This is a genomic window from Limnospira sp. PMC 289.06, from assembly GCF_032350395.1.
GTDB classification, from domain to species: Bacteria; Cyanobacteriota; Cyanobacteriia; order Cyanobacteriales; family Microcoleaceae; genus Limnospira; species Limnospira platensis.
This window is the reverse complement of the sequence record NZ_JARPLC010000047.1, coordinates 16,776-33,026: the sequence shown is the minus strand read 5'-3', so window position 1 is coordinate 33,026 and position 16,251 is coordinate 16,776. Positions and strand designations below refer to the sequence as shown.

14 protein-coding genes and 1 pseudogene are annotated in these 16,251 nt (G+C 45.1%); 7 read left to right on the top strand and 8 right to left on the bottom strand.

The genetic code is table 11. From position 1 onward, the window contains the following. Positions 1-534, top strand: a pseudogene (locus P5674_RS12025) (RNA-guided endonuclease InsQ/TnpB family protein); the annotation flags it as partial. Here the strand turns inward: P5674_RS12025 and P5674_RS12020 are convergent. Continuing rightward, positions 467-958, bottom strand: a complete 492-nt coding sequence (locus P5674_RS12020; RefSeq protein WP_014274146.1) for a hypothetical protein — start codon at positions 956-958, stop codon at positions 467-469. The pseudogene P5674_RS12025 and the gene P5674_RS12020 sit on opposite strands and share 68 nt — an antisense overlap. Before the next feature lie 100 nt (positions 959-1,058). Here P5674_RS12020 and P5674_RS12015 point away from each other — a divergent pair, with 100 nt between their 5' ends. Both P5674_RS12015 and P5674_RS12010 read left to right on the top strand, forming a co-directional pair. Beyond that, positions 1,059-1,745 (top strand): uridine kinase family protein, encoded by a 687-nt coding sequence (locus P5674_RS12015; RefSeq protein ID WP_014274145.1) that lies wholly within the window; start codon positions 1,059-1,061, stop codon positions 1,743-1,745. Positions 1,746-1,953: 208 nt separating this feature from the next. Beyond that, positions 1,954-3,579, top strand: a complete 1,626-nt coding sequence (locus tag P5674_RS12010; RefSeq protein ID WP_014274144.1) for a methyl-accepting chemotaxis protein — start codon at positions 1,954-1,956, stop codon at positions 3,577-3,579. A 9-nt stretch (positions 3,580-3,588) separates the two neighbouring features. On the opposite strand, the gene P5674_RS12005 is transcribed toward P5674_RS12010, so the two are convergent. Then, on the bottom strand, positions 3,589-3,936 hold the full coding sequence (locus P5674_RS12005) for a histidine triad nucleotide-binding protein (protein ID WP_014274143.1): 348 nt from the start codon (positions 3,934-3,936) through the stop codon (positions 3,589-3,591). 767 nt (positions 3,937-4,703) lie between these two features. On the opposite strand from P5674_RS12005, the gene pflB reads away from it, so the two are divergent. Both pflB and pflA read left to right on the top strand, forming a co-directional pair. Beyond that, positions 4,704-6,995, top strand: a complete 2,292-nt coding sequence (gene pflB / locus P5674_RS12000; RefSeq protein ID WP_014274142.1) for a formate C-acetyltransferase — start codon at positions 4,704-4,706, stop codon at positions 6,993-6,995. Between the two features lie 122 nt (positions 6,996-7,117). Beyond that, on the top strand, positions 7,118-7,867 hold the full coding sequence (gene pflA / locus P5674_RS11995; RefSeq protein WP_006618191.1) for a pyruvate formate-lyase-activating protein: 750 nt from the start codon (positions 7,118-7,120) through the stop codon (positions 7,865-7,867). 48 nt (positions 7,868-7,915) lie between these two features. Here pflA and P5674_RS11990 read toward each other — a convergent pair whose 3' ends face one another. Then, the gene (locus tag P5674_RS11990) at positions 7,916-8,368 is read right to left on the bottom strand and encodes a DUF3611 family protein (RefSeq protein WP_062945567.1); all 453 of its coding nucleotides are present in this window, start codon (positions 8,366-8,368) and stop codon (positions 7,916-7,918) included. A 240-nt stretch (positions 8,369-8,608) separates the two neighbouring features. Here P5674_RS11990 and P5674_RS11985 point away from each other — a divergent pair, with 240 nt between their 5' ends. Then, on the top strand, positions 8,609-10,087 hold the full coding sequence (locus P5674_RS11985; RefSeq protein ID WP_062945566.1) for a bifunctional orotidine-5'-phosphate decarboxylase/orotate phosphoribosyltransferase: 1,479 nt from the start codon (positions 8,609-8,611) through the stop codon (positions 10,085-10,087). Positions 10,088-10,356: 269 nt separating this feature from the next. Then, entirely contained in the window at positions 10,357-11,361 is a 1,005-nt protein-coding gene (locus tag P5674_RS11980) for an iron ABC transporter substrate-binding protein (protein ID WP_014274137.1), read from the top strand. A 137-nt stretch (positions 11,362-11,498) separates the two neighbouring features. Here the strand turns inward: P5674_RS11980 and P5674_RS11975 are convergent, their stop codons facing one another. The 5 genes from P5674_RS11975 to P5674_RS11955 all read right to left on the bottom strand — a co-directional run bounded on the left by P5674_RS11975 (position 11,499) and on the right by P5674_RS11955 (position 16,065). Then, positions 11,499-11,957, bottom strand: coding sequence for a hypothetical protein (locus tag P5674_RS11975; protein ID WP_231852238.1), 459 nt, complete (start codon positions 11,955-11,957; stop codon positions 11,499-11,501). Positions 11,958-12,164: 207 nt separating this feature from the next. Beyond that, complete coding sequence (locus tag P5674_RS11970) at positions 12,165-12,788, bottom strand: exopolysaccharide biosynthesis protein (RefSeq protein WP_043467950.1); 624 nt, start codon at positions 12,786-12,788, stop codon at positions 12,165-12,167. A gap of 117 nt (positions 12,789-12,905) precedes the next feature. Then, complete coding sequence (gene ahcY / locus P5674_RS11965) at positions 12,906-14,186, bottom strand: adenosylhomocysteinase (RefSeq protein ID WP_006618198.1); 1,281 nt, start codon at positions 14,184-14,186, stop codon at positions 12,906-12,908. A gap of 123 nt (positions 14,187-14,309) precedes the next feature. After that, positions 14,310-15,020, bottom strand: a complete 711-nt coding sequence (locus P5674_RS11960) for a histidine phosphatase family protein (RefSeq protein WP_014274135.1) — start codon at positions 15,018-15,020, stop codon at positions 14,310-14,312. Between the two features lie 109 nt (positions 15,021-15,129). Continuing rightward, positions 15,130-16,065, bottom strand: coding sequence for a hypothetical protein (locus P5674_RS11955; RefSeq protein WP_062945565.1), 936 nt, complete (start codon positions 16,063-16,065; stop codon positions 15,130-15,132). Between the last annotated feature and the right edge of the window lie 186 nt (positions 16,066-16,251).

Genomic DNA, 16,251 nt, shown 5'->3' with positions numbered 1-16,251 from the left:
TCCAAAAACAGAAAGGCTCTGCCAACCGAAAAAAAGCCGTTAATCGACTCGGGCGAGCACACCTCAAAATAAGTCGGCAACGTGAAGAACACGCCAAGAGATTGGCGCGTTGCGTAATCCAATCTAACGATCTGGTGGCTTACGAAGATTTGAGGATTAAGAATATTGTGAGAAACCACTGTCTCGCCAAGTCGATTCACGATGCTCTTTGGTATCAGTTCAGGAAATGGTTGGAGTATTTTGGGGTAAAATTTGGCAAGATTACCGTAGCGGTAAACCCTGCTTATACCTCTCAAAAATGCTCGAGCTGCGGCACGGTTGTCAAGAAAAGTCTCTCGACTCGAACCCATGTTTGTCAGTGTGGGTGTGAGTTAGACCGAGACTATAACGCAGCCATCAACATTCTGAAGGCTGCCTTGAGTACCGTAGGGCATACGGAAACTTAACGCTTCTGGAGATTTGACCGCTACTTTGGTTGGTGCAAACCTGTCAGAGCAAGTCGAGTCGTTGAAGGAAGAATCCCCACGCCTTTAGGCTGGGGAGTGTCAACCAGTCTTTCCTTCACCCGCGCCTGGGCTACATCAAAATCTTTGCGCGCCGAAGTATAAGCTGATTCCATCGTATTCAGAACCGACTCATAATAGGCGATAAAGTTTTTCATCTCGATCGCTTCAGCCACAGTCATTTCTTCCCCTGCTACTGATACCATTGTCACCGCATTAGACAAAACCACTGCCCTTTTAATTGTACGCCGACGGGCAATTAAAGCATCTACCTTTTGCACCGCCGCCCGTGCTTTAGTGTTATACTCATCCCGATTTCTGTAGCCCACAGGAGTTTTTCCCACTTCTACTACAGTGATTAATGTATTACCTTCTAACCCTGATCGGGCTGATTCTATGCGCTTACCCAGTAGCGTTAATTCTGCCAAAGCATCTGTTACCGTCATTTCAGCCATTTAACCTTCCCTCTGTAAAGATTTTCGCCCCTTACCAGATAGACAGAAGCCCGAATCAACCGCGCCATAACAATTAGTAACTAGCCCATTATACAACACAATGGCAGTAAATTACCAACCTATTAATCTTAATGATATTATTGATGCGATCGCTATTCAGCGTAAATTGCTGTCACCTCAGCAACCCGTCCTAGTCGCCATCTCAGGAATTGACGCTTCTGGAAAAGGCTATATCACCGCCCAAATTGTCAAAATACTTAGCCAGGGAAACCTGCGGGTAGCCAGCATCAATATTGATGGATGGCTTAATCTACCCCACCAAAGATTTAGCCAGACTAACCCCGCCGCCCACTTTTATCAATATGCGATTCGCTTTGACCAGTTATTCAGCCAATTAGTCTTTCCCCTGCGCCAACTTCGCTCAGTCTCTCTTGAGGTCAATTATACTCAAGAAACCGCCACAGAATATCAAAAGCATAGATATAAATTCGACAATATTGATATAATTATCTTGGAAGGAATCTTTTTGTTAAAACAAGAGTTCCAGTCATACTATGACCTTTCTTTTTGGATTGAATGTAGTTGGGAAACCGCATTAGAACGAGCTATTAGGCGATCGCAAGAAGGCCTATCTCAACAGGAGACAGTTAAAGCATATCAGGCCATTTACTTTCCCGCTCAAAAAATTCACTGGGAACGGGATAAACCTAGACAAGCAGTTACAGCCAGGATTAATAATGATTTCCGACTAGCATCTACGGGACTCAAGCCCGACCCTAGCCCTTGAGTGCATCGATTTATCCCGAATCTAAAATATTTTGATTTCCTGATATTAGCAGTTCCCATCTATCTGCAACATCCCTATAAATAGGCAAGTTTATGATATATATTACCCAAGTCCAGAGCCAACCAGCACCTTTTTTAAGGATTGCCTTTTCGGGAAGAAACCTGAAAGCCTTTGATTTACCTGTTCATCTTTTATACACCACTGATTAATGATTGAATCTAAACGCCAAACTATCAAACTTAAATGGCGCATATTGATAGGATATGCTATACCGATTTTACTCTCTTTTGGAGTGGTATCAGTAATTTACCACCAAGCTACAAACGTGGTGAAAATTACCGCTGCAGTCGAGACCACTCAACTGCAAATGGAATTTGTTGATCAGATGATTTTTGGCATTTATAAAATGTTGCGAAATGTGCGAATGAGCCTTTTATACCCTGAGTTAGAAGACTACGAAAGTCTCTATAAACAAGCCTTTGAGCAGTTCACAACTAATTATGACAACTTGATGAGACAGATTGATGATCCCAGGTTGAGGGATGAATTAACCAAGATCAGACAAGCTGGTAATGAGATTGATCGGATTTCCAGAAACGTATTTAATCTGATTGATAGTAATCAATTACCCTTAGCCCAAGCCGAAGCAAAAGCCCTTAGTGTCAGTGAGGTAGCAGCTACCGGAGAAAATATTGACGAGCAAAAGCAGCAGCTTCTCAATGCTAAGTATAGAGAGTTGGAAAATGCCATGAATACTCTCACTATGATGGCTGCATTGGGAATGTTTATAGCTGCTACTCTAGCTATTGTTTTGGCTCTGGTAATTTCCGCCCGCATTAGCCGGACTCTTAATGATAGCATTAGTATAATTGCGAGTTCTTCTAATCAGATTGCTAGTACCACAGAACAACAAGAACGCAACGCCAGCCAACAGGCAGGAGCAATTAATGAAACTACTGCTACAATGGATGAACTAGGAGAAGCAGCCCGGTCAATGGCCGAACAGGCAGAATCCTCCGCCGATATCGCCAATCAAGTCTTAGATATGGCTAAATCTTCGATCAAAAGCGGCCAGCAAGTCCTCACTCTCGGTCAGTTTTCTTCTGAAAGCGCCCAGCAGGTGTTAAAACTCGCTGAGTCGGAAACCGAGGCGGTACAGCTAACCCTACAGAAAATCTTGAATCTCAAGGAAAAAGTAGAGGCTATTGCTGATCAAATTGTTCGACTCAGCCAGCAAACTGAACAAGTTGGCATGATTACTAATATGGCGGCTGATTTGGCTAACCAGACTAATATGTTAGCATTGAATGCAGCCGTAGAAGCCGCCCGTGCTGGTGTTCATGGTAAAGGTTTTGCTGTGGTAGCCATGGAAATCCGCAAATTGGCAGACCAGAGTAAACAGTCGGCTCAAAAAATTACCGCTTTAGTTAATAATATTCAAAAGGCGATCGATAGTACCGTATTAGTCACTAATGAGGGTAGCAAGACTGCCGAACAAACTATCGAACTTTCTCGGGGGACCGTCAATGCTTTTGAAAAAGTTACCGAAGCCATTAACCCGGTTTTAAAAGCCTCTACAGATGTCAGTGATGCCATTAATCATGTGATTATTAGCAATCAGGAAGCCACCCTAGAGGCGATTAATGAAGTGGTTTTAAATTCCCAACAAATCTCTCTGAGTTCCCAACAACAGGCCCAAGCAATTCAGCAAGTCTTCCAGGCTATGAATAGTCTTAGTCAAAGTTCCACTGAAACTGCTAATGGTTTGCGGGAAACTAAAATCGGTATTCAACGACTTAATCAAGTTGCCCAAAATCTCAAGGCTGAAACCTAGAAATTAACCTCAACCAGGAGGCCACTGCATAGCCCGACCTCCCAGGATATGAATGTGAAGATGATCTACAGTTTGTCCCCCATCAGAACCATTATTAATCACTACACGATAACCATTAGTTAACCCAGCTTCCTGGGCTACTTGTTTCACCTTCAGCAGTAAATGTCCCATCAGCCCATGGTCATCGGGGGTCGCTTCCTCTAATTTAGGAATCGGTTTTTTGGGAATTACCAAAATGTGAACGGGTGCTTGGGGTGCAACGTCTCGGAAAGCTAACACTAGATCATCTTCATAGACGATATCGGCTGGAATTTCCCGGCGGATGATTTTCGTAAAAATTGTTTCGGAATTGCTCATAGTTTTCGCTTGGGAGTGGGGCGCGTCTTTACATATTGGCACGACCACAAACGGTCGTATTATACAATGATATACGCCAACTGACAAGGGTAAATCGGCTCTCAACTCTTAAAAAAAGTTTAATTTTGGGCACTCTAATTAATACATATAAATGATCTTGAATTTCTGATCTAGGAAAGGGACTGATAGACGGCTCCCTGGGGCCAGCTTTGCCCAGAAAACGAGACTATTAAATTATCCTAAATTATCCTAAATCCTACTTTATCCTACTTTATCCTACTCATTATAGGTATTTCAGCATATAAGTAACAAAAACTGGATACTAAATCCTACTTTTTACTATTTACAAATACTGTATTTTTAGTTATTAATAGTAGAAGAGAAAGAAAAAAGGTTAGTCAGCAAATAGCTCTTAATTAGTTAGAAGTTCAATCCAAAAATGCGTCGTAGGTGGTGATTGAAAATTATTGCCAGAAAGAAAAATAACACCTGCGGCACTCTGTCCACCAGATTTCCCGATTAACAACTATATAGATAGTACCTGCAACCCAGATAGCATTAATTGTTTGGTGTCAAGACTTGTCATTTTATCATGTCTAGTCTGCCAATTATATAGCTTGAGGTTGTGAATGCTGCCCCGTCTGTGAACTGTTTTGGTAACGGTAAATTGCCCACGGATTGTAGGGGTGTTTATCGGGGAGTATATGGCTGCTAATTTGTGAGACTGCCTCAACCCTAAAGAACTGAACAAGAGGAAACTTAAAGATATGGTTTCAACTGTAGAAAAACCCACGAAACTGACATCACCTACAGACAACAGTAGTGGTAATATAACTCCCGAATGGCAAGGATTTAAACAGGGTAAATGGACGAAAGAAGTAAATGTTCGTGATTTTATCCAAAAAAACTACAGTCTTTATGAAGGAGATAGCGGGTTTTTAGCTAATGCTACAGAACGCACCAATAACCTCTGGGATCAGGTTAAGGAACTGATGGCAGAGGAACGCAAAAAGGGCATTTTAGACGCAGAAACTAAAATTCCTTCTGGGATTAATGCCTATGGTGCGGGATATATAGATCGCAGTTTAGAGCAAATCGTGGGTTTGCAAACTGATAAACCCCTGAAACGAGCGATTATGCCCTATGGTGGTATTCGGGTAGTTAAAAAATCCCTAGAAGCCTACGGCTACGAACTGGACCCGGAAACGGAAAAAATCTTTACTCAGTATCGCAAAACCCACAATGATGGTGTTTTTGATGCTTACACGCCAGAAATTCTCCTAGCGCGCCATTCTGGACTGGTAACGGGATTACCAGATGCTTATGGTCGCGGTCGCATTATTGGTGACTATCGGCGGGTGGCGCTGTATGGAGTCGATCGCCTAATTTTAGACAAAAAAGAGCAACAAGCGTCTCTGGAATTAGACGCAATGGACTCAGAAACGATCGCGCGGCGCGAAGAAATCTGCGAAGAAATCCGATCGCTCCAAGAACTCAAAGAAATGGCAGCATCATACGGGTTGAACATCGCCAAACCCGCCGCCACCGCCCAAGAAGCCGTACAGTGGACTTATTTTGGCTATTTAGCAGCAGTCAAAGAACAAAATGGCGCGGCTATGTCTCTGGGACGGGTATCTAATTTCTTAGATATCTACTTCGAGCGAGATTTCCAAAATGGCACTCTCACCGAAAGTGGGGCTCAGGAAATTATCGACCATTTCGTGATGAAATTACGGATGGTGCGGTTCCTGCGGGCTCCTGAATATAACCAACTATTTTCTGGTGATCCTACCTGGGTAACAGAATGTATTGGTGGTATGGGTGAAGATGGTCGCCCCTTAGTCACAAAAAACAGTTTCCGGTTCCTGCACACACTCTACACCTTGGGTGCTGCTCCTGAACCTAACCTGACTATTTTATGGTCGGAACGTTTGCCAGAGAACTTTAAGCGCTACTGTGCTAAGGTCTCCATTGAAACCTGTTCTACCCAGTATGAAAATGACGATTTGATGCGGGCAGAATATGGCGATGATTATGGCATTGCTTGCTGTGTTAGCGCCATGAAAATCGGTAAGCAAATGCAGTTTTTCGGCGCACGGGCGAATTTAGCCAAGGCGCTACTGTATGCGATTAATGGCGGTAAAGATGAGACAACTGGCGAGCAAATCGGCCCCTCATGGCTTCCAGTTAAGGGCGATTATCTCGAATATGAAGATGTGGCGGAGAAATTCGATCGCTGTTTAGAATGGTTGTCTCGGTTGTATGTCAACACCCTGAATATTATTCACTTCATGCACGATAAATACGCCTACGAGCGGATTGAACTGGCACTGCATGATCGTGATGTATATCGGACGATGGCTTGTGGTATGGCGGGTCTGTCTGTGGTAGCTGATGCTTTCTCTGCTATTAAATATTCTCGGGTGAAAGTGATCCGCAATGACCAAGGTTTGGTAGTGGATTATGAAATCGAAGGCGATTATCCCAAATTCGGGAATAATGACGATCGCGTTGATGATATTGCTGCCAATTTGGTCAAGCAATTTATGAACAAAATCCGTCAGCACAAAACCTACCGGAACTCAGTTCCTACCCAGTCAATTCTGACCATTACTTCTAATGTGGTTTACGGTAAGAAAACTGGTAATACTCCTGACGGTCGGAAAGCTGGCGAACCTTTTGCACCGGGTGCTAATCCTATGCACGCACGGGATACACAAGGAGCGATCGCGGCTTTGGCTTCTGTGGCGAAACTGCCCTATGAGCATTCTCAAGACGGCATTTCTTACACCTTTTCTATTGTACCACAAGCATTAGGAAAACAGGAAGGCGATCGTATTAGCAACCTGGTGGGAATTTTAGATGGTTACTTCGCCGACGACGGCCATCATATTAACGTCAACGTCCTGAACCGGGAAACCTTGGTCGAAGCCATGGAACATCCCGAAAAATATCCACAACTAACCATTCGTGTATCCGGTTACGCCGTCAACTTTATCAAGTTGACCCGCGAACAACAATTAGATGTGATTAATCGTACTTTCCATAGTCGCATCTAGAGATTTATACACCGGGTTAATCTACAGTTAAATGTGATTAACTCGGTGGTTATCCATCATTAGTTAGTCTGTAATAACCCGGTTTTAATCAATCCGGGTTTCTGTTGTCTATTATCATAATTATGTCTGATTCTCAAACTCAAATATCGGGTAACATTCATTCCTATGAAAGTTGCGGAACCGTAGACGGTCCAGGAATTAGATTTGTCGTGTTTACCCAGGGTTGTCCCCTGCGCTGTCTTTATTGTCATAACCCCGACTGTCAAGAAGTAGCAGGCGGTAAACAAGTCACAGTCGAAGAAATCATCCAAGAAGTAGTCAAATATCGCTCCTATATGCGGTTTTCTAATGGCGGTATTACCGTCACTGGTGGCGAACCCTTAATGCAGCCAGAATTCGTGGCAGAAATATTCCGGCGCTGTCGGGAATTGGGGATTCATACAGCCTTAGATACCTCTGGTTATATCCCCATTAATGTAGCCAAACCAGTGCTAGATTATACCGATTTAGTGCTTTTAGATATCAAATCTTATCACAGCGAAACCTATCGGAAAGTCACCTGTGTTTCCGTAGAACCAACCCTGAATTTTGCCAAGTATTTACATGAGATTAATAAACCGACATGGGTGCGGTTTGTGTTAGTACCCAATTTAACTAATGACATCAATAATATGGAGGCATTAGCTAAGTTTGTGTCCGGCTTCAGCAATGTAGAAAAAGTCGAGATTTTGCCCTTTCATAAAATGGGAGAATATAAATGGGAGCAAATCGGCTATGAATATAAACTTAAAGATACCGAAGAACCCACCCCAGAAGAAGTCAGCACAGCTATAAATATATTTCAAAAGTATGGTTTGGCGGTGGTCGCTTAACACTTACTCTCAGCCTTGATCACTTAATCTGAAAGCGATCGCTCCTCATTAACCCCCCAAATCAGTCACCCTTTTTTCCCGATTAGATAAACTTTGAGTAATTTGATAGAGCAGAAATAAAGATACAAGAATCCCCACCAACTCCGCCGCCATAGCATTAACAGCAGCCTGTAGTGTAATCATATCCATAGGCACAATAATCGGACCGCTGCGACTTAAAATAGCCGCCCCCTCACTAGGATTATAAATCGTGGCGGCTCCCGGTGGCACAGACAGCATTGTAAATAATAGAGCCCCCACCTTCCACATTGCCACAACCATAGCACAAATCATACCCGCTATATTAGTAGCTAACCCAATCCAAAGAGAGCGAGTTACACTAGCCTTACTCGGACGACGGCCCGGGTCAGTCAGTTGATCACCAATTCGGGTATAGTGAAAACACCAATAAATGGTAAACCCTAGAGCCAACAAACAACCATAAGCCAGAACTAAGCCCACAAATGATTGTCAAGCCGTCTATTTCTGGCGGGACTGAGAAATAACGCAAACAACAACAGAAAAATGGGTACAACCCCAAAAAAAACCTGCAAACATAAGCCGATTAACCCTCCCTTTCTAAAAGCCAAGGCAATTTGATTAATATGGGACGGAGATGATTGGAAATTAACTTGCTCAGGCATTGCCCATAAATTCCTAGTGAATCACAGTATTCTAGCGGTTCGATTAAATGGAGGCAATATGAATTTTTCCGATAAACTAATTAGCAGCATTGACCGCAACCAAAGTTTGCTTTATGTGAACCTCGACCCGGACCCGGAAGTATATCCGCCTAACTTTGAGAATGAGCAGGGTCTAGGGCTAGTTGATGATGGTAAACTCGTGGAGGAGTGGTATCGATGGTTAAAGGCGATCGTACACCAAACCGCCTACTTAGTTTGTGCCTATAAACTAACTTTAAATGCCTATTTAGGACTTGGCTTGTCCGGGTGGCATCTTTTACAGCAGATTTTAGACCAGATCCCCTCTACAATGCCAGTCATTCTCGATGCTAAACACGCCGACCTCAATAGTGCCAGCCTGTTTGCGCGCATGATTTTTAAAGAATGGGGGGTTGATGCTTGTACCGTATCCCCCTACACCGGACAGGATTTGGTCACACCCTTTCTCCTCTATCCTGATAAAGCAGTATTTGTCCTGTGTGCCACCTCTAACCCCTCCGCTAACCTACTCCAAGAACATCCTAACCCGGCACATCCACTTTACTTAGAATTGGTGCGAGCTACCCAAACCTGGGGAACTCCAGAACAGGTCGGGTTAGAAGTCGGGGTCATGGCTGATGTGTTAGCACGAATTCGTCGTCAAGCCCCAGAACGTTTGATTTTGGTTCAGGGAAATAGTGCTGAGGAAAACGATCTAACCGAACAAGATGATCTGATCCAAATTCTGGCGGCGGGTTTGGGTGCTGACGGTGCGGGTCTATTGCTACCCCTACCACCACGTTTATTACAACGGGGAACTGTGACAGAGGCGGTGCGGTCTTTGCGAGATGCTATCAATGACGAACGCCTGCGGGTTATGCAAGGTAGTCCTAGCTGTGACCTGTGGCTTCCTGATGTCTGTTTCTTGGAAAATGAACCCCACCGCGACCTGATTCTGCAACTTTATGATATTGGTTGCATTATGTTTGGCGACCATGTGCAATCGTCAGGAGAGGTTCTACCCTATTATATTGACTTGCGCCGGATTATTTCCATCCCCCAGATTTTTCATCAAATTGTCGGAGCCTATGGGGAAATTCTCCAAAATCTTAATTTCGATCGCATTGCGGGTATTCCCTATGGGTCTCTACCTACAGCCACGGGTCTATCTCTCCGCTTAGGACGGCCTATGGTCTTTCCCCGAAAGGAAGTTAAAAGCTATGGGGCAAAAAGAGCCATAGAAGGACATTTTCAGCCAGGGGAAGTCGTTGTCGTTGTCGATGATATCCTCATTACCGGCAATAGTGTCATGAAAGGAGCCGCCACATTACAAGCCGCAGGACTCAGGGTTGAGGATATTGTCGTATTTATCGATCATGGTCGCAACGTCATGGAAAGGTTGACAGAAAATGGCTATCGTGGCCATGCGGTATTAAGTCTCGATGAAATTTCCCAAACCTTATATCAGGCTAACCGCATTTCCTCTCAACAATTTGAACTATTACAACAGCACGTTTAGTTGACTATTATAGTCATTTATTCCCCCAGTTTGGCTATATTGACATTACTTATCAATAAACTTAATGCTATCTATTATGATATAATCATCGGCTCTGTCTTGGTGGCAATGTATTAACACCTATTAACCAGCCTCTGACCTGCGGCTCACTCTTCCTTTATTAATAAAAATTCTTGTTTAACTCCCCACAGGGTGATATAGTTTGTCTGGAATTAGATGCAACTAATTCTTAATAACTGTCGCTGACAAAAACTAGATGAGGGTAACAAATGTTCAAACGTAGACATTTTTTGGCGGGGATGCTCACCCTAGCCTTAGTTCTGGGTTTAGCCCAAGTTAGCCAGTCTCAGAATCAGACTTTAACTATTTACTCTGGGCGAGGAGAAGCTCTGATTGGTCCATTAATCAAACAAGCGGAACAGCAGCTAGGTATTAATATTAGGGTCCGCTATGGTGATACTGCAGAATTAGCGATCGCTATTCTCGAAGAAGGACGCAATAGCCCTGCTGACATATTTTTTGCTCAAGATGCTGGAGCCTTGGGAGCCTTACAAAAAGCCGGTCGAACTCGCGCCATTCCCGCACAAATGATCAGCAAAGTAGATTCTCGTTTCCGTTCCCCTAACAACCACTGGGTAGGGATTACAGGTAGAGCGCGGGTACTAGCCTACAACACCAACCAGGTCAACCGCAACCAACTACCCAACTCCATCTCTGAACTAACCCAACCCAAATGGCGGGGGAGAGTTGGCTGGGCTCCCACCAACGGTTCTTTTCAGTCCTTCGTTACCGCCATGCGCCTAGTAGAAGGTGATGCTAAAACCCTGGAATGGCTCCAAGCCATGAGAAATAATGGGGCTGTGGTTTACCGGAACAATACCGCTATTGTTGAAGCTGTAGGTCGAGGAGAAGTAGATATGGGGTTAACCAATAACTACTACCTATATCGCTTCTTAGCAGATGATCCTAACTTCCCTGTCGCTCACCACTACACCCGTGGCGATACGGGATCATTAATTAATATAGCCGGAGTAGCTATTCTCGACACAGCCAGAAACGCCCAAGATGCACAGCGATTTATCCAGTTTTTACTGACCAATAACGCCCAAAACTTCTTCGCCCGAGAAACCAAAGAATATCCCCTAGTCGAAGGGATACCAGCCCCAGAGCGACAGTTATCTATTGATCAAATCAATCCGCCAAGAATTGACTTAGCCAATCTAGCTGACTTACAGGGGACCCTGGTACTGCTACAACGGGCAGGCGTGTTATAGAATTAGACTTTAGGGTGCGAACATATTGCTGCTTGACGCACCCTAGCTATTGATGATGAGAGGGCGATTAACTGGTAATTTCGCGATATTTTCGGAAATATGTTGGTAAGTATGATCATTATTGCACTTGCGCTCAGCTATAGCGACCAATATTTCGAGCCCGATTCTGAATCATAACAACTTGAACTGGTAAGCTGGCATAATCTTGATAGGGTTCTCACCTGTTCCCGATGGATAGGGGTAAACCACTGTAAATCAATCACCATAACTTCTAATGTCAATGTAACCGGGTCAAGACAAATTCCCGCCGCCCGTGTTTCGTCGATTTGAGCAGTCCAATATTCAATACCATCGATTTGGTCGGCCCTACCCTGACGAACTAATTCTAACAAAAGCTGTTCTTTGGGATTCCCCCAATTAGCATCGACCATGGACAAAGCGCGATCGATGCGACTTTCGAGAGTTTCAGGTTCCCAATTCTTGGTTTGGGCTAGATGGTAAATCTGTCTAAGTTCTATATTCCCGAATTTGGTGGACAGAGGAAGTTCTGCGAGTGAGCCATCCGGGTTGATATAAGTTTTGGTAGATGTAGTCATCACAATCATATTTCTCTCCAGGACAAGTAAGCGGCCAACCTTTTAGTATCTTCATCATCCCAAAGGTTTCCGAAAATCTCAGTGATTTCTCGGAGTGATTCTCGTGATGTTCATAGGGTTTCTAGGTGAGACTACGCAAATCAACTGATGACGCAATCAACTCAGTTGTAGTGATGGTGATCACTTTTCGGACCAGTGGAGGGGATTTTAGCGACTGATAGACAACCGTAGGTAATTAATCCCGGCTTTCACTGCTTCATAGCCAAACAGTAGAATTAAACCGGAAAGGACTGCTCCCATCAAACAAACTACTAATCCCCCCAAGGTAATGGCCCCATCATCATCTAACAGCCCAAATCCGGTAATAAAAATCCCGATCGCTGGTAGTGTATTAGTTAAGGGAATGGGGAGCATCATGGAGACTGCCATAATGGCGATCGCACAACCAATCACAACCCGTCCCACGGGATGAGTACAAATAAAACTTAAGCGGGGACGACAAACCACCTCAATTTTCTGTAACCAAGGAATCCCCACTTTTAAAATTCCCTGTACCTTTTCCAAAGACATAGGACGGTTGAGCCATGAATTTGGAAACCAAGGCGTTTGTGAACCCGCCACCAATTGAATAGCTAACAAAAATAATAAAATCCCAAAGGGAATCGAATAGCCAGGAGCCGGAATCGGGAGGGCGGAAGGCAGCGCCAGCACCACAAACAAAAACCCAAAAATCCGCTCTCCTGCCAGAGTAATAATATCACCCAGCGTTACCTGAGATGAACGCGACTCTTCCCAAAAATAGCGCTGAAGTTCAACAGAAAGTTTTGCCACAAGCCACAGCAAAGATAAAAAAACTAAGTAGAATCAATCAACCAGAATATAGTTAGGCAACCGTTTCCGGTTGCCATCACAAATACCTAAATTAAATCCCCAGAAAAACTTGACAGATTAATCAGTTCCCATAGTCCAGGAATTGCTATATTCAATCTGTTCTGGGGTCAAGGTATCAATAGCAATACCCATCGCCTTCAACTTCAGGCGAGCAATTTCCTGATCGACATCTTGGGGGATAGAGTGCAGACCGGGTTCAAGTTTGCCTTTATTTTTCACCAGGTATTCACAAGCCATCGCCTGGTTAGCAAAACTCATATCCATAACGGCACTAGGATGACCTTCAGCAGCAGCCAAATTGATCAAACGTCCTTCACCCAAAACGACAACAGATTTACCAGTTTTGAGCTTATATTGTTGGGTAAAGTTACGAACTTCCTTGATTTCTGTAGAACGTTCCGCCAGGGCTTTCAGGTCAATTTCAATATCGAAGTGACCAGAGTTACAAACCATAGCCCCATCTTTCATCACATCGAAATGTTCCCCACGAATAACGTGCTTATTACCAGTTACAGTAATAAACAAATCTCCCACGGCAGCGGCTTGTTCCATAGGCATGACCCGGAAACCGTCCATGACGGCTTCAATAGCCCGGACTGGATCAACTTCGGTAACAATCACATTAGCACCCAATCCACGAGCGCGCAAGGCGGAGCCTTTACCACACCAACCGTAACCGACAACGACGACATTTTTACCAGCGAGCAGAACATTAGTAGCGCGGATAATACCATCAAGGGTAGATTGACCAGTTCCGTAGCGGTTATCAAAAAAGTGCTTAGTATCCGCGTCGTTAACGTTCATAGCGGGGAAAGTCAGTTTCCCATCATTAAACATGGCGCGCAGACGCACAATTCCGGTAGTGGTTTCTTCAGTGGTGCCGATAATTTCAGGTATTTGATGCTGACGGTTTTTAACGAGGGTAGCAGTGACATCACTACCGTCATCAATAATAATATTGGGGCGGTGATCTAGGGCAATCTCGACGTGGCGCAGATAGGTGGCTGTATCTTCCCCTTTCATAGCGAAAACGGGGATGCCATAATCAACCACCAAACTAGCGGCTACATCGTCTTGGGTAGACAGGGGGTTACTAGCAATAAGTATAGCATCCGCGCCCCCAGCTTTGAGAGCGATCGCCAAATGTGCTGTTTCTGTGGTGACGTGACAGCAAGCGACTAAACGAATACCTTCAAAGGGCTTTTCTTGGGCAAAACGTTCTTCAATTTGGCGCAAAACTGGCATTTCACGCCCCGCCCATTCAATCCGTTGTTTGCCTTTTGAGGCGAGTGTTGGGTCTTTAATTTCATATTTGGCTTGGACGGTTGTTGAACTCATGCAGTTATTTCCTTTATAAATCGCGTTTTCACTGCCAAATGTTTGGCAAATTATTAGGGGCACCCAACTTATGGACGATTGGCCTTTCCGATTCTAGCACCATTAACCGCAACATATTATATATCATCGAGGTAATTCGGGCTGATATCGGTAAGCATATCGATAATAGCGGTAATATCTCAGAGCGGCTCTGAGTAGATGAGACTGGGAAGCCACCCCGGCTAGTTCCAGATGGCTAGTATCTCCGGCTAGTTCCAGGTTCCAACCATGATCATCAGCTACTAACTTGACTAGAGAGCAAAGAGAGGTTTTGAGTTTCGGCTTTCGCGTAATTAATGCTTGGGTGAGTCCTTTCACTGAGGCTGCATGACCTACCAAAAGGAGATTTTCGGGGTATTGTGTGGTTAAGCGTTGGATAGTGCTGGTCATGCGTTGTTGAGCCATAGACCAGGTTTCGGGATACTGCAAACTTTGGGGGGATTGATAGTTAAGATTAATGCGGGGAAAATCTGCTTTGAGTTCTGATGGCGATCGCGTTTTCGGCAAATAGGGGAAGGTGTAACCACTTAAAAACTCTCCCAGTCCCGGTTCTAGTTGCACTGGTAAATCGAGAACTTCGGCGACGGCGTGGGCGGTAGCAACGGTTCGCAGAAATGGGGATGCGAAAATGTAGTTAATCTTTTCTTCCCCTAGACGTTGGGCTAGGGCGATCGCTTGCTTCTCGCCTTTGGCTGACAAGGGCGGGTCAAAGGGATTGCTACTGCTACGATACCAATTGGAATCGGCATGGTCTTGGCGATCGCCGTGTCGGGCGATCCACAGGGTTTGATTCATCTTAAGGGCAGGTTGTCACGCTTTTCGGGCTATTTCAATCATAACCCGATAGTCATCCCATCACCGACCCTTCCGGCTTTCCTATTACCTAGGTATCGATGAGCGATTATCACTTGTTATCCCTACTGGGAATATCGGTGTCGAGGGTGGGGCGCAACTGAATTAGGCGATCGCCTTGATGACTACGCGGCATCACCACCAACGGCGGGCGGCGGGTTTGATCGGGTTCAGGTAGGGCTGGGAATATATAATAGTCTCCATCTACATCAATCAGCAGCCGCCAGACGCGATTCTGGCTGGGGTTATTAATCGCCGCACTCAGCAGTTGCTGATAGCTGCTTGCGTCACCAATAATGCGGATACCTTGGGGATTGCGGATATCATCGGGGTTCACCCCCAAGGGAAAACTATCCTCTCGCACCACCACCGTCACCACCGGGAGAGAGGAGGTTTCATTCACGGCATCCCGCCACGCATCGGCTTCTCCCTGCCATTGTGCCAGCCAGAAACAGCCCGCCAGCAGCCAACAGATAATCAATGTTTCATCCAGGAGCGATCGCAAAAAGCGCAGAGATTGATACTCCAACAGGTGGAACTCCAGAAACGACTTCACCAGTTGCAGCAGTCCCCGATACAACCGAAACAGCCCGCGTTTCCAGAGGCGTTGAGGCGGTTGACCACGGGTTAAACGAGTATTCAGACAATCCAGTGTCCGCTGATAGATTTTCTGCATTCCAGCTTGGAACCCTTGGGAGGGTTGCCCTTCCAGTAACCACAGACTGCAATAAACCCCCACCACAATCAAGGCGATGGTTATAATAGTATGGAGAATTGCGCGGAAACTGCCGAAAAACACTTGAAAGGCAGCAATATAAAACGACTCTAGGGGCAAAGGCAGCGTCGTCACTTCCAGTTGGAAAAATCCGAAATAGATCCAGCGATAAGTCCAACCCGTGAAGTATAGCACCGCCCCCAACATCACCAGTAAACTGGCAATTCTTCCCAGTGCAAAGGTTTCCGGGGGCAAACGCGGTGACTCACTCATTTCAACCTTCTCCCAAAGATGACGACAAACCCCATCGGGAGTACATCTTACCGTTTGGCAACTCGGTCCTCATCCGCCCTCACCCCAGCCCTCTCCCAGAGGGAGAGGGAGCAAGAGGGGGAGCCAGATTCAAGGTTTCCGGGGGCAAACGCGGTGACTCACTCATTTCAACCTTCTCCCAAAGAT

Excerpts from the sequence above, each read along its gene's own strand:
- P5674_RS12020 (WP_014274146.1), bottom strand. The coding sequence starts at position 958 with ATGGCTGAAATGACGGTAACAGATGCTTTGGCAGAATTAACGCTACTG.
- P5674_RS12015 (WP_014274145.1), top strand. The coding sequence starts at position 1,059 with ATGGCAGTAAATTACCAACCTATTAATCTTAATGATATTATTGATGCG.
- P5674_RS12010 (WP_014274144.1), top strand. The coding sequence starts at position 1,954 with ATGATTGAATCTAAACGCCAAACTATCAAACTTAAATGGCGCATATTG.
- P5674_RS12005 (WP_014274143.1), bottom strand. The coding sequence starts at position 3,936 with ATGAGCAATTCCGAAACAATTTTTACGAAAATCATCCGCCGGGAAATT.
- pflB (WP_014274142.1), top strand. The coding sequence starts at position 4,704 with ATGGTTTCAACTGTAGAAAAACCCACGAAACTGACATCACCTACAGAC.
- pflA (WP_006618191.1), top strand. The coding sequence starts at position 7,118 with ATGTCTGATTCTCAAACTCAAATATCGGGTAACATTCATTCCTATGAA.
- P5674_RS11985 (WP_062945566.1), top strand. The coding sequence starts at position 8,609 with ATGAATTTTTCCGATAAACTAATTAGCAGCATTGACCGCAACCAAAGT.
- P5674_RS11980 (WP_014274137.1), top strand. The coding sequence starts at position 10,357 with ATGTTCAAACGTAGACATTTTTTGGCGGGGATGCTCACCCTAGCCTTA.
- P5674_RS11975 (WP_231852238.1), bottom strand. The coding sequence starts at position 11,957 with ATGACTACATCTACCAAAACTTATATCAACCCGGATGGCTCACTCGCA.
- ahcY (WP_006618198.1), bottom strand. The coding sequence starts at position 14,186 with ATGAGTTCAACAACCGTCCAAGCCAAATATGAAATTAAAGACCCAACA.
- P5674_RS11960 (WP_014274135.1), bottom strand. The coding sequence starts at position 15,020 with ATGAATCAAACCCTGTGGATCGCCCGACACGGCGATCGCCAAGACCAT.
- P5674_RS11955 (WP_062945565.1), bottom strand. The coding sequence starts at position 16,065 with ATGAGTGAGTCACCGCGTTTGCCCCCGGAAACCTTTGCACTGGGAAGA.